Here is a 12,687-nt window from a genome sequence, read left to right on the forward strand (position 1 = left end):
CAGTGTGACGGCCGAGGCGCGCTTCGGGTTGTATCCGACTTGTCGGTGCAACCCGTCCGCGTCCGTTCTGTGACACGCCGTCGCGGGGTCGGCTCAAGGGGCCGTCGCATCCTCCGGGCCGCAGGAGCTGCCGTTGTCCGGCAGCGAGCCGTACAGCAGGAAGTCGGTGACCTTCTCGCGCACGCACTTGGAAGACGCGTACCCGGTGTGGCCCTCGCCCTTGTTGTCGAGCACGACGGCCGAGGGGCCGAGCCGTGCGGCGGTCTCCTCGGTCCAGCGGTACGGGGTGGCCGGGTCCCCGCGGGTGCCGACGAGGAGCATCTTCGGCGTCTGGACATCACGCACCTTCTCGCGGATGTAGTCGCTGCCCTTGGGGCGGCCGTAGCACATCAGCAGCTCGTCGAGACGGAGAAGGCCGAAGATCGGCGACGCCTCCAGGTAGGCGGCCCTCAGTTCGTCGATCTGCTTGGTGAGCTGCGCGGCGCTGGGCCGATCGGGGTCGTCCGCGCAGTTGATCGCCGGCAGCGCGGTCTCGAGGTTGTCCGGAGGCACCTTCGCGGGGTCGACCAGCCCGCTGTACGTGGCGTGGGGCAGGGTGACGCCCCCGGCCGCCTGCAACAGTCCGCTCGGGTCGCCGTCCTGGACGAGTGAGGCGAGGGACCGTTCGAGCTGCGGCCACCCCTTGCGGTCGAAGAGTTCAAGGCCCATGGCCGCCACCAGGTCCTGGCCGGAGAACTGCTGCCCGAAGCTCGTCGGCACCGGGTTCTTGTCCAGCGAGTCGACGAGCCGGGCGACCCGCTGACGGGCATCGCGCGGATCCTGCCCGAACGGGCACGACGTGTCCTGGGTGCACCAGGTGAGGAAGTCCTCCAGGGCGGTCTGCTGCCCCTCGGCGCTCACCAGGCCCGACTCGGACAGCGGCTCGGTGAGCGTGTCCACGCCGTCGAGCACCATGCGGCCCGTCTTGTCGGGAAACTGGCTCGCGTACACCGCGCCCAGGCGCGTTCCGTACGAGAATCCCAGGTAGTTGAGTTTCTTGTCGCCGAGGGCCTGGCGCATCACGTCCAGGTCCCGGGAGGCGTTGACCGTGCCGATGTGAGCCAGTACGGGGGTGGAGTGCTTGGCGCACTCGTCGGCGTCCTTCCGTACCTGTTTGAGGAGTGCCTCCGGGCTGCTGTCGTTGGTGGCGGAGCCCGCCGTGTCGGAAGTCTGGGCGGCACCGCCGCCGCAGCTGACGGGAGAGGACTGGCCGACACCGCGGGGGTCGAAGGTCACCACGTCGTAGCCGTTGGTGAGCGGCATGAAGTCCTTGCCGCTGGTGGCGAGCTGCGGGATTCCCGGGACGCCGGGGCCGCCGAAGTTCAGCAGTACGGATCCCCTCGACGGGCCTGTGGCGCGATAGCGGGCCAGCGCGAGGTCGAGTGTCCCGGCCTCCGGGTGCGCGTAGTCCAGCGGGACGGTCACCTGCCCGCACCGCAGATCCGCGGGCATCGCGTCGCCCTTGCAGGCGCCCCACTTGATCTGCTGGTGGTAGAAGCGGGACAGGTCGGGGCCCTCGGCGGCCGTCGCCACCGCCGGGGGCAGACCCGCCGCCAGCATGGCCAGTGTCACGACGCCGGCTCCGGCGTACGCCCAGCGTTGGTGCGCGGACAGCATGGATGCCTCCAGGGACGCCCGGCGTCGTACCGGGCGCCAGGGGATAGCTCCTCGATCACGATAAGCGGGTGTCCGGCAGCGCGCCTCTGGGCGGGCGTTCGATAAACGTGACCCTCGTTGGGGTGAAAACACGATCAGCCATAACGTCGGATGGTTCTCCCGCGTTTTACGCGGTGCGGGCGAGTGCCCGCATCCATGTCTGGAAGGCAGGGAACCTATGAAACGGGTTACCCGAAATGGTTTGATCGCCGCGGCCGCCGCTTCGGGAGCGCTGGCCGTGACGATGCCGGCCCACGCCGACGCCACGGCGGACGGTGGCACGGCGGCTTCGTCCGGGCTGATCTCCGGCAACACCCTCCAGCTCCCGGTGCACGTCCCCGTGAACGCGTGCGGGAACACCGTGAACGTGGCCGGGCTCCTGAACCCCGCCGCGGGCAACGGCTGCGCGAACGTGAGCGAGGGCCGGGGCCCTGGCGTCGGCGGGAGGAGCCACGGCAGGGGTGGCGAAAGCGCTGGTGGCGTGGCCCAGGGGGGTGCCGTCACACGCGGCGGTGCTGTCGCGGTCGGGAGCGGAAAGGATTCTCCGGGCGTGCTCTCGGGCAACGGCCTGCAGCTCCCGGTGCACCTCCCGGCGAACGTCAGCGGCAACTCCGCGACCGTGGTCGGCGGCGGCAACGCGTCCGTGGGGAACACGTCCACGAACACCTCCGGCGACCACCCCCAGCCGGTGAAGACCGCTCCGAAGCCGCACACGCCGCCCAGGGCGTACGTGCCGCAGGGGACGCCGTACCAGGCTCCGCCGCGGCCCCTGGCCTCCCTCGCCCACACGGGCGCCGACCAGACGATGCCGGCGATCGCCGCGAGCGCCGCCCTGCTCCTGGGGGGCGCCGTGCTGTACCGGCGTTACCGGCCCACGGCGGTCCGCTGACGCGGAAGGCCCCACCGTGCTCACGACCGGTGGGGCCCCGTTCGGGTGGTTTCTCCTCGCGGTCCCCGGGCGGGGGTCAGCGCATGTCGGGGAGGTCGTCGCGCAGGATGCTGTAGCGCACGCCGTCGCGCCACCGGCCGTCCCGGAACGACAGACTGCGCAGCACGCCCTCGCGGGAGAACCCGGCCTTCTCCAGGGCGCGTTGCTCGGCGATGTTCTCCGCCTCGGTGTCCGCCTCGATCCGCACCACGGTCGTGTGCGCGAACAGGTACCTGACCAGCTGGCGCTGGGCCTGCGTGCCCCAGCCCTTGCCGCGCGCCTCCGGCAGCAGGCCGATGCCCATGTTCCAGTAGTACGTGCTCGGGGTGGGCCGGATCTTCCGCCACCCGACGAAGCCCAGCCGCTCCTCGCCGCGCACGACCATCAGATGGCCCGCGTCGTCGCCGAGCATGCGGTTCTCGTCCCACTTGCGCCTCCAGCGGTCCGGGTCACGCCAGCCGAACCACTGGAAGGGTGCGGCGGTCTCGGGTTCCGTCAGGAACCGCTCCATGACGGGCAGGTCGTCCTCGGCCACCGGGCGCAGGGTCACGTCATCGTCACTCATGGACGACAAGCCTATGAGCGGCGGACGCTGAAATCCCCGTGGAGATCGGGAAAGATGCTGCGGGTGCGGGCGACCGCCGCGCACCCCGGCCGTAAGCGAATGGAGCGCACACATGACTTCTCCGGGTCCCGCGGACCTCGTCGTCGCCCGGGCCTCGCTCGACGACTGGTCGGTGATCAGCGGGTGGGCGGGGGACGAGGGATGGAATCCGGGGCTGTCCGACGCGCAGAGCTTCTTCGCCCAGGATCCCGAGGGTTTCTTCATCGGCAGGATCGACGGGGAGCCGGTCTCGGCCGTCTCGGTCGTGACGTACGACGCCGACTACGCCTTCCTGGGCTTCTATCTCGTACGACCGGATCTGCGCGGCCGTGGCCACGGCCTCACCACCTGGAAGACGGCCCTCGCCCACGCCGGCGGTCGGACCGTCGGTCTGGACGGTGTGGTGGCGCAGCAGGACAACTACCGCAAGTCCGGCTTCGAACTCGCCCACCGCACCGTCCGGTTCACCGGAACCGTGCCGGCGGGACAGACGTCACCGGGGGTGCGGCCCGCGGAATCGGCCGACTTCGCGTCCATCGCGGCGTACGACAGTGCCTGCTGCCCGGCCGACCGCCCCCGCTTCCTGGAGCGGTGGCTCACCGGTCCCGGCCACCGCACCTTCGTCCGCGTCGCCGACGGCCATCTCACCGGCTACGCGGTGATCCGGCCCGCCCTCGACCGCCCGCGCGTCGGCCCGCTGTTCGCCGACACCGCCGAGGACGCCCGCGCCCTCCTGCCGGCGCTGGCCGCCGACGCTCCCGGCGGCGAGGTCGCCATCGACATCCCCGAGTCGAACGCGCCGGGCGTCGCCCTCGCCGAGGACTTCGGTCTCACCCCCTCCTTCGAAACGGCCCGGATGTACACCGGCCCGGTCAGGCCGTTCAGCGGCGAGCGCGTCTACGGGGTCACCACGCTGGAGCTCGGCTAGGACCTGTCCGGCGGACAGGCCCTGGGTCAGGCGGCGGAGCGTTCGCCGGTCAGGCGGCGGCGCAGGGCGGTCTGCTGGATGGCGGGTGGGTTGTAGGCCATGTCGAGCGTCCCGATGTCGGTGCCGGGCGGGACGATCGCGTCGATCTGGTCGAGGATCTCGTCGGTCAGAGTGGTCTCCGCGCCCGCGAGGAGGTCGTCCAAGTGGGCCATCGCGCGCGGTCCGATGATCGCGGAGGTGACGCCGGGGTGGGCGATCGCGAACGCCATGGCCAGGTGTGTCAGCGGCATCCCCGCCTTCTCGGCCAGGGGGATGAGCTGTTCGACGGTGTCGAGCCGGCGCTCGTCGCTGAGGTGCTTGAAGCCGAAGGCGGCACGGTGGCTGTCGGCCTGCCGGCCCTTGCGGTAGCGGCCGGTCAGCAGGCCGCCCGCGAGCGGGCTGTAGACCAGGGCGCCCATGCCGTAGCGCTTGCAGACGGGCAGCACCTCGCGCTCGATGCCGCGGTTGAGGATCGAGTACGTCGGCTGCTCGCTGCGGAACCGCATGAGGCCGCGCCGCTCGGCGACCCACTGTGCCTCGATGATGTCCGAGGCGGGGAAGGAGGAGGCGCCGATGGCCCGGACCTTGCCCGCGCGCACCAGGTCGGTGCCCTGCGGGCGGGGTGTCAGGCGGGGCGCCGCGCGGGGAACGCCCGCCGCCGCCCCACCGCCACCACACCGACCGCGGCGGCGATCAGCGGGAGTGACGTCCAGGGAAGAGCCGTGGCTCCCGCGCTCTCCAGGACGAGTCCTCCGGTGAGGGAACCGGCCGCGATGCCGGCGTTGTAGACGGTGGTCTGCAGGGAGGTGGCCACTTCGGCGCGGGCGGGTCCGGAGGCGTCGACCAGCGCGGTCTGGATCAGCGTCGGCGCTCCGCCGAACGCGGCGCCCCACAGGGCGACCGCGACGAGGAGCACGAGGGGGTCGCCCGCGGACATGGCCAGCGCCGCCATCGCGCAGGCGATCAGGGCCAGGGCCGTCAGCAGCGTACGGCGCAGGTGCGCGTCCACCAGGGCGCCGACGATCCAGATCCCCACGACCGTGGCCACCCCGAACACCAGCAGGACGAGACCGGTGTGGCCGAAACCGGTGTGCTCGGCGAAGGGGGCGACGTACGTGTACATCACCTGGTGTCCCAGCAGCAGGAGCAGGGTCACGGAAAGGACGGTCACGATGCCGGGCAGCGCGGCGACCCGGCGCACGGGCACCCGCGCGCCCGCCGGCTCGCCGGGCAGGCCCGGCACCCGCCACCGCACCCAGAACACGAGCAGCGCGGCGAGTACGGACAGCACGCCGAAGGCCGCGCGCCAGCCGACGGCGTCCGCCAGCGCGGTGCCCGCGGGCACGCCCAGCGACAGGGCGAGGGTGATGCCCCCGAGGACGATCGCGATGGCACGGCCGCGCCGCTCGGCGGGCACCATCCGGGCCGCGTACCCGACGAGCATCGCCCACAGCGTGCCGCCCATGACCCCGGCTGCGAGCCGGGCCGCGAAGGTGAGCGCGTACCAGGACGACACCGCGGTGACGGCGTTGCAGAAGGCGAAACCCAGGAGGGTGCCGGTCAGTACCCGGCGGCGCGGCAGTCCGCGCAGCGCTGCCGTGAGGGGCACCGCGGCGAGGAAGGACGCGAGCGCGTAGCCGGTCACCAGGAAACCGACCTGCCCCTCGGACACCCCCAGGGCCGGAGCCATCCGCGGCAGCAGACCGGCGGGCAGCAGTTCGGTCAGTACGGCGGTGAAGGCGGCCGTGGACAGGGCGAGCAGCCCCGAGAGCGGCAGCCCGGAGACGGACAGGGCGGTGCCCTTGGCGGGCGGTGCGAGCGACATGCGACCATGCTGAAACCTTCACATCAGTGTGAAGGCAAGCGCGCCTGCCGCGGGGAGCGGAGTCATGAGGATCGGTGAGCTGTCGCGCCGCACCGGCGTCCCCACCCGGATGCTGCGCTACTACGAGGAGCAGGGCCTGCTGCGCCCCGAGCGGGCCGCCAACGGCTATCGCTCGTACGGCGACGGGGCCGTCCCGTGCGTACGGCAGATCCGCGGGCTGCTCGACTCCGGGCTCACCACCGAGATCATCCGTGTCATCCTGCCGTTCCTGTCCGACCCCGGCGAGATACATCTCCATCCCGAGTGCCTGACCCAGGAGACCGCCGCACTCCTGCGGGGCGAGATCGACCGCATCCAGAGCCGCATCGACTGCCTGGCCCGCAACCGGGACGCGCTGCGGGCCTATCTCGACACGGTTCAGCCGGAGGCACTGCGGCCGTGAGGCCGGCTCACGGCAGCCGTCAGTTGGCGAGCGCCCGGGCGCGCTGGGCCGCCTCGCTCACGGATCCGTGGTGCACCGGGCCGTGCCCGGGCAGGAGGATGTCCGCCGAGAGTGCCTCGATGAGCTTCAACGACGCGAGGGCGTTCGCGCGCTCGGCGTGGAACATGTCGGGCAGCAGCTGAGGTCCCTGTATCCGCGAGGTGGGGTGACCGCTGACCAGGGCGTCGCCGGAGATCACGATGCCGGCGTCCGGCAGGTGGTAGACGCAGTGTCCGGAGGTGTGCCCGGGGGTGTGCACCGGCACCGGACCGCCGGGAAGATCGAGCGCCCCCTCGCCGGGGAACGGCTCGGGCCGGGTCATCCGGACGTCCGCCGTGCCGCCGGACCGGATGGCGTGCACCGCCCAGGGCAGCACTCCGGGGCGCCAGGCCTGGCGCATCACCTCGCCCACGCTCACCTGCTGGAGGAAATCGCGGCGCGCGTGCGCCACTTCGTCCTCGTGCAGATGGACCGGGACGCCGTAGGCGCCGCTCAGGTACTCGGCCGACCCGACATGGTCGTTGTGCGCGTGGGTGATGAGTACGGCACTGATGGCCTCGGGGGCGTGGCCGAGCGCGTCGAGGGAGGCGAGGACGTCCGGGCGGTCGCCCGGATATCCGGTGTCGATCAGGGTGACGGCGTCCCCCTCGGCCAGGATCACCCAGTTGGTGTTGCTGCCGTGAACCAGATGGATTCCGGCCGCTACCTCGACGATCGCGTCCTCGCGCATGAGCATCCCGATGCTTGAGATCTTTCCCGGCCGGGTCGGGCCGGGTCGAACCGAAGGTATCGCGTGCGGGCGGTAACGCGACGGGCGGCCACTGGGGCACGGACGTGTTCACCGACGGCGTGGCCGAACGTGAACGGGCCCTGTGGGCAAGGGACTTGACGCGCCCGCGGAGTGGCGGCTGCCATATGGCGAGTCTCGTTGACTTTTGTTCGAGTCTGCGAACAAACCGCTCAAGGGAGAGCCGCATGTCCCCCCATTCGCACACCGCGCGCCTCAGGGGCCTCCTGAAGCGCGCAGCCGTTCATGGCGCCGTCCTGGGCCTGGCCGTCGCCGGATTGGCCGGAGTCGGACGCTCCGACACTCCGCTCACCGCCGAGCCGACCGCCGTCAGCACCAACCAGATCGGCGTCGCCCCGGCCCCGATGGGCTGGGCGTCCTGGAACACCTTCGCCAGCGTCATCGACTACAACACCATCAAGGCCCAGGCCGACGCCCTCGTGTCTTCGGGCATGGCCGCCGCGGGCTACAAGTACGTCAACATCGACGAGGGCTGGTGGCTGGGCACCCGCGACAGCAGCGGCAACATCACCGTCGACACCGCCAAGTGGCCCGGCGGGATGAAGGCCATCGTCGACTACATCCACAGCAAGGGCCTCAAGGCCGGTATCTACACCGACGCGGGCAAGAACGGCTGCGGCTACTACTACCCGACCCCCTCGGGCACGCCCGCCGCCCCCGACACCGGCATCGAAGGGCACAACCAGCAGGACCTGGAGACCTTCCAGAACTGGGGCTTCGACTTCCTGAAGATCGACTGGTGCGGCGGTGACGCCGAGGGACTCGACCAGGAGACGACGTACAAGGCGATCCGCGACGCCAACACCGCCGCGACCGCCGTCACCGGCCGCCCGCTCGTCCTGTCGCTGTGCGAGTGGGGCACGGGCAACCCCTGGAACTGGGCGGCCGGCACGGGCGCGATGTGGCGCACCAGCACCGACATCGTCTACTACCCCGACAACCCGACGATGACCAACATCCTGGCCAACTTCGACAAGTCGCTGCACCCCGCCGCCCAGCACACCGGCTACTACAACGACCCGGACATGATGACGGTCGGCATGAACGGCCTGAGCGCCGCCCAGAACCGCACCCACATGGGCCTGTGGGCGATCTCCGGCGCCCCCCTGCTCGCGGGCAACAACCTGGCCACCATGAGTTCGGCGACCGCCTCCATCCTCACCAACTCCGAGGTCATCGCGATCGACCAGGACCCGCGCGGCCTCCAGGGCGTCAAGGTCGCCGAGGACAGCGCCGGCCTGCAGGTCTACAGCAAGATCCTTTCTGGCACCGGAAAGCGCGCGGTCCTGCTGCTGAACCGTACGTCCGCCGCGGCGAACATCACCGCCCGCTGGCAGGACATGGGCCTGACCACCGCCTCCGCCGCCGTACGCAACGTCTGGTCGGCGTCCAACGCCGGGTCGTACGCGACGAGTTACACCACCAGCGTTCCCGCGGGCGAGGGCGTGCTGCTCACGGTCTCCGGCACCGAGGCGTCCGGGACGACGTACGAGGACACCACCTCCGCGACGACCCCGGCCTTCACCGGAGTCACGGCGTCCGCCGCGGGCACCAAGCTGATCGACATCACCTACGCCAACGGCGGCACCGCCGACCGCAAGGCGACGCTTCAGGTGGGTGGCCAGTACGCGCAGACGCTGGCCTTCCCGCCCACCGGCTCGGCGACCACCTACCGGACCGTCTCCGTCCTCGCGTCCCTGGCGAAGGGCTCCAACACGCTGACCTTCGGGGGCTCGGGCACCGCGCCCGACATCGACGCCGTGGCCGTGCGCGCCGTTCCGGGCACCAACGGGGCGGCGGTCGTCGGTACCGGATCCGGACGGTGCCTGGACTTCTTCAAGAACACGATCACCAACAACAGCCAGGCCGAACTGTGGGACTGCGGCGGTGGCCAGAACCAGACGTTCGCCTACACCTCGCGCGGCGAACTCGTCGTCTACGGGAACAAGTGCCTCGACGCCTACAACAGCGGCACCGTCAACGGCACCAAGGTCGTCCTGTGGGACTGCAACGGCGGCACCAACCAGAAGTGGACCTTCAACTCCAACGGAACCGTCACCAACAACGTCTCGGGCCTGTGCCTGGACGCGCTGGGCGCCGCGACGGCGGGCGGAACCCTGATCGACCTCTGGTCGTGCAACGGCGGATCCAACCAACAGTGGACCCGCAACTGAACCGCGTCTGACCAGGGGCGAAACACCGGGGCGGGGTGGCCTGATCGCCTCCGTCCCGGTGCAAGGCCGTTGCCCTATGCGCGCCGGGGTGCTGGAGTGACCCCATGGATCACGTTGCGGTACTGGCTCTGTTCGACCGGGACATGCGGGAGGACGCGCGGCCCGACAGCCCAGGAGCCCGGGTCGAGCGCGTCGACAAGGTGGTGCGCCAGGTCGGCACCGAGCAGGGCTGGAACGGGGTGATCTGGTCGGACCTGGACGAATCGATCGCCGACGCCGCGATCGCCGAGCAGATGCGCTACTTCGGCGAACTCGGCCGCGAGTTCGAGTGGAAGCTGTACGGGCACGACAAGCCCGAGGACCTGGGGAAGCGGCTGCGCGCCGCCGGTTTCGTCGCCCAGCCCGAGGAGACCCTGATGATCGCCGAGCTGGGCGACCTCGCGCTCGACGCCCAGCCGCCCGAGGGTGTACGGCTGCTGCCCGTCACCGACCGCGCGGGCGTCGACCTCGTCGCGGACGTCCATGAACAGGCCTTCGGCACGGACAGCACCAGGATGCGCCACCAACTCCTCGCCCAGCTCACCGGCGACGAGGACAACGTCGTCGCGGTGGTGGCCCTCGCCGGTGACGTCCCGGTCAGCGCCGCCCGCATGGAGATGGTCCCCGGCACCCGCTTCGCCGGCCTCTGGGGCGGGGGCACCATCGACTCCTGGCGCCGCCGCGGTATCTACCGCGCGCTCGTCGCCCACCGCGCCCGCGTCGCCGCCGAGCGCGGCTACCGCTACGTCCAGGTCGATGCCACCAGCCAGAGCCGCCCGGTCCTCGCCCGCCTGGGCTTCGAACCCCTGACCACCACAACGCCGTACGTATACGGGTGACACCGGACGCCGTCCGGGCGGAGACGGCGTCACCGACCGCCGGTCGGCCGAGGCGGCCGCAGGCCGGGCCGGCACGTCAACTCGTGGTAGGCATCCGGCATTTCAACTCGTAGCCGGCATCCGGCACTTCAACTCGTGGCCGGGCATGCCGTCGTTCGGCGAGCCGATCGATCTGCCCGAGATCGACATCGGCGAGCGGCCGCCGCCCCTCCTCCCGCATCGCCGAGACGGCCGCGTCCAGGAAGCGGCCGCCCTCCGCCCGGCGCCGCTCGGCCTGACGGACGGCGCCGTCAGCGGCGCACCTTCACCCGGTCGAGCGCCGCGACGCCCACCGCCGCGAGTCCGATCTGAATGATCCACTCGATCCAGTCGATGCCCTTCGTGTTCGCCACGCCGAACGCGGCGGCGATTCCCGAGCCGATGAACGCGGCCGCGATGCCGACGAGGATCGTCCACAGGATGCCGATGCGCTGGCGTCCCGGGACCACGAGCCGGCCCAGTACGCCGATGATGATGCCGATGAGAATGGCACTGATGATGCCTGAGATCTCCATCTCCGCCCCTTTTTGTCAGGACCCCCGCAGTTAGGTGTGTTCCCCCTGCGGGCGAAGACAGTCCGTTCCGCTTTCCGGCCGCCCCGTATCCGGTCCGGCGGGCTCCTGTTCAGTCGCGTTCCTGCCATGTACCGTTCAAGAATCTGTCGCGTGGTAGACGGCCAACCACCGTTCTACGCGCGCAGACTTGGCGCCCGCACCGCCTCTCCCCACCCCTCATGGAGGTTCGCCGGATGCTCGGATTCAGAAAATCCCGCCACAGACTCACCACGGCCACGGCCGTGTTCGGACTGCTCGTCGCGGGTGCGGCCGTCGAGGCGTCCGCGGCCGCTCCGGCCGCCGCCGCCACCCCGCACCGCATCCTGTTCGACAACGCGCACGCCGAGACCGCGGGCAACGCCGACTGGATCATCTCCACCAGCCAGCCCGACCCGCTCGGCCAGGACTCCTCGCCGTCCTCGGAGACCGACTGGACCGGAGCCCTCTCCTCCTGGGGTGTGGCCCTGCAGAAGACCGGCGACTACAGCCTGAAGACGCTGCCTTCGGGCTCCAGCCTGGCCTACGGCGGCTCGACGGCCACCGACCTCTCGAACTTCGACACGCTGGTGCTGCCGGAGCCCAACACGCTCTTCACGACCGCGGAGAAGACCGCGATCATGACGTTCGTGAAGAACGGCGGCGGTCTGTTCATGATCTCCGACCACACCGGCGCCGACCGCAACAACGACGGTGAGGACGCGGTCGAGATCCTCAACGACCTGATGACCAACAACAGCGTCGACTCCACCGACCCGTTCGGCTTCTCCATCGACTCGCTGAGCATCAGCTCCGACTACCCGAGCGCCATCAGCGACAGCAGCAACGCGGTCCTGCACGGCTCGTTCGGTACGGTCACCAAGAGCTTGATCGCCAGTGGTACGACGGCCACGCTCAAGCCCGCCGACAACTCGGCCGTCAAGGGCCTGCTCTACCGCACCGGATACTCCGGCAACACGGGAGCGTTCTTCGCCACCAGCACCTTCGGCAGCGGCCGCGTGGCGTTCTGGGGCGACAGCTCACCGATCGACGACGGCACCGGCCAGTCCGGCAACACCCTCTACGACGGCTGGAACGACACCGGTGCCACCAACGCCGCCCTCGCCCTGAACGCCACCGAGTGGCTCGCGGGCGGCAGCAGCGGCGGTGGCGGTGGAGGGGGCGGCGGCACCTGCACGGCGGCCCAACTGCTCGCCAACCCCGGCTTCGAGTCCGGCAACACGTCCTGGACGGCGACCAGCGGTGTCATCACCAACAGCTCCAGCGAGGCGGCCCGTACGGGTTCCTACAAGGCCTGGCTGAACGGCTACGGTTCGGCCAACACGGACACGCTCTCCCAGTCGGTCACCATCCCGTCGGGCTGCGCGGCCACCCTGAACTTCTATCTCCACGTGGACACGGCCGAGACGACCACCAGTACGGCGTACGACACCCTCAAGGCCCAAGTGCTGAACAGCAGCGGCACGGTCCTGTCGACGCTCGCCACGTACTCGAACCTGAACGCCGCGTCGGGCTACACGCTGCGCAGCTTCGACCTGTCCGGCTACGCAGGGCAGACGGTCACCGTCAAGTTCACCGGCACCGAGGGTTCCACCCTGCAGACATCGTTCGTCCTCGACGACACGGCGCTCAACGTGAGTTGAGCGCGAACGCGCGAGCTACCGCCTGGGTGAGATCAGCGAGTTGACGCAGGCCGTCGACCAGGGCCTGCTGGTGCGCTCGGTGCAGTGGCGCACC

Annotated in this window: 11 protein-coding genes and 1 pseudogene; 6 read left to right on the plus strand and 6 right to left on the minus strand. The window is 70.6% G+C overall.

The window, feature by feature from the left end:
- Positions 1-93 precede the first annotated feature (93 nt).
- Positions 94-1,656: an alpha/beta hydrolase gene (locus ABZ656_RS18145; protein WP_101407215.1), complete on the minus strand. Its 1,563-nt coding sequence runs from the start codon at positions 1,654-1,656 to the stop codon at positions 94-96.
- 217 nt (positions 1,657-1,873) lie between these two features.
- Between ABZ656_RS18145 and ABZ656_RS18150 the strand changes: the two genes are divergently transcribed.
- Entirely contained in the window at positions 1,874-2,584 is a 711-nt protein-coding gene (locus ABZ656_RS18150) for a chaplin (RefSeq protein WP_360269072.1), read from the plus strand.
- Positions 2,585-2,660: 76 nt separating this feature from the next.
- Here ABZ656_RS18150 and ABZ656_RS18155 read toward each other — a convergent pair whose 3' ends face one another.
- Positions 2,661-3,188, minus strand: coding sequence for a GNAT family protein (locus ABZ656_RS18155; protein ID WP_101407213.1), 528 nt, complete (start codon positions 3,186-3,188; stop codon positions 2,661-2,663).
- A gap of 112 nt (positions 3,189-3,300) precedes the next feature.
- Here ABZ656_RS18155 and ABZ656_RS18160 point away from each other — a divergent pair, with 112 nt between their 5' ends.
- Positions 3,301-4,155 carry a GNAT family N-acetyltransferase gene (locus ABZ656_RS18160; protein WP_101407212.1) on the plus strand — a complete coding sequence of 285 codons (855 nt, stop codon included), beginning with the start codon at positions 3,301-3,303 and terminating at the stop codon, positions 4,153-4,155.
- Between the two features lie 26 nt (positions 4,156-4,181).
- On the opposite strand, the pseudogene ABZ656_RS18165 reads toward ABZ656_RS18160, so the two are convergent.
- Positions 4,182-4,802 (minus strand): annotated as a pseudogene (locus ABZ656_RS18165) (aldo/keto reductase); the annotation flags it as partial.
- Between the two features lie 17 nt (positions 4,803-4,819).
- The gene (locus tag ABZ656_RS18170; RefSeq protein WP_360269077.1) at positions 4,820-6,019 is read right to left on the minus strand and encodes an MFS transporter; all 1,200 of its coding nucleotides are present in this window, start codon (positions 6,017-6,019) and stop codon (positions 4,820-4,822) included.
- Positions 6,020-6,083: 64 nt separating this feature from the next.
- On the opposite strand from ABZ656_RS18170, the gene ABZ656_RS18175 reads away from it, so the two are divergent.
- The gene (locus ABZ656_RS18175; RefSeq protein WP_101407210.1) at positions 6,084-6,461 is read left to right on the plus strand and encodes a MerR family transcriptional regulator; all 378 of its coding nucleotides are present in this window, start codon (positions 6,084-6,086) and stop codon (positions 6,459-6,461) included.
- Between the two features lie 19 nt (positions 6,462-6,480).
- Here ABZ656_RS18175 and ABZ656_RS18180 read toward each other — a convergent pair whose 3' ends face one another.
- Complete coding sequence (locus ABZ656_RS18180) at positions 6,481-7,230, minus strand: MBL fold metallo-hydrolase (RefSeq protein WP_101408405.1); 750 nt, start codon at positions 7,228-7,230, stop codon at positions 6,481-6,483.
- A 245-nt stretch (positions 7,231-7,475) separates the two neighbouring features.
- On the opposite strand from ABZ656_RS18180, the gene ABZ656_RS18185 reads away from it, so the two are divergent.
- Both ABZ656_RS18185 and ABZ656_RS18190 read left to right on the plus strand, forming a co-directional pair.
- Positions 7,476-9,482 carry a ricin-type beta-trefoil lectin domain protein gene (locus ABZ656_RS18185; RefSeq protein ID WP_360269081.1) on the plus strand — a complete coding sequence of 669 codons (2,007 nt, stop codon included), beginning with the start codon at positions 7,476-7,478 and terminating at the stop codon, positions 9,480-9,482.
- A 104-nt stretch (positions 9,483-9,586) separates the two neighbouring features.
- Positions 9,587-10,360, plus strand: coding sequence for a GNAT family N-acetyltransferase (locus ABZ656_RS18190; RefSeq protein WP_101407208.1), 774 nt, complete (start codon positions 9,587-9,589; stop codon positions 10,358-10,360).
- Positions 10,361-10,650: 290 nt separating this feature from the next.
- Here ABZ656_RS18190 and ABZ656_RS18195 read toward each other — a convergent pair whose 3' ends face one another.
- On the minus strand, positions 10,651-10,914 hold the full coding sequence (locus ABZ656_RS18195) for a hypothetical protein (protein ID WP_101407207.1): 264 nt from the start codon (positions 10,912-10,914) through the stop codon (positions 10,651-10,653).
- 233 nt (positions 10,915-11,147) lie between these two features.
- On the opposite strand from ABZ656_RS18195, the gene ABZ656_RS18200 reads away from it, so the two are divergent.
- Complete coding sequence (locus ABZ656_RS18200; protein ID WP_360269086.1) at positions 11,148-12,593, plus strand: hydrolase; 1,446 nt, start codon at positions 11,148-11,150, stop codon at positions 12,591-12,593.
- The last annotated feature ends 94 nt before the right edge of the window (positions 12,594-12,687 follow it).

This window comes from Streptomyces sp. NPDC007095 (assembly GCF_040634475.1).
GTDB lineage: Bacteria > Actinomycetota > Actinomycetes > Streptomycetales > Streptomycetaceae > Streptomyces.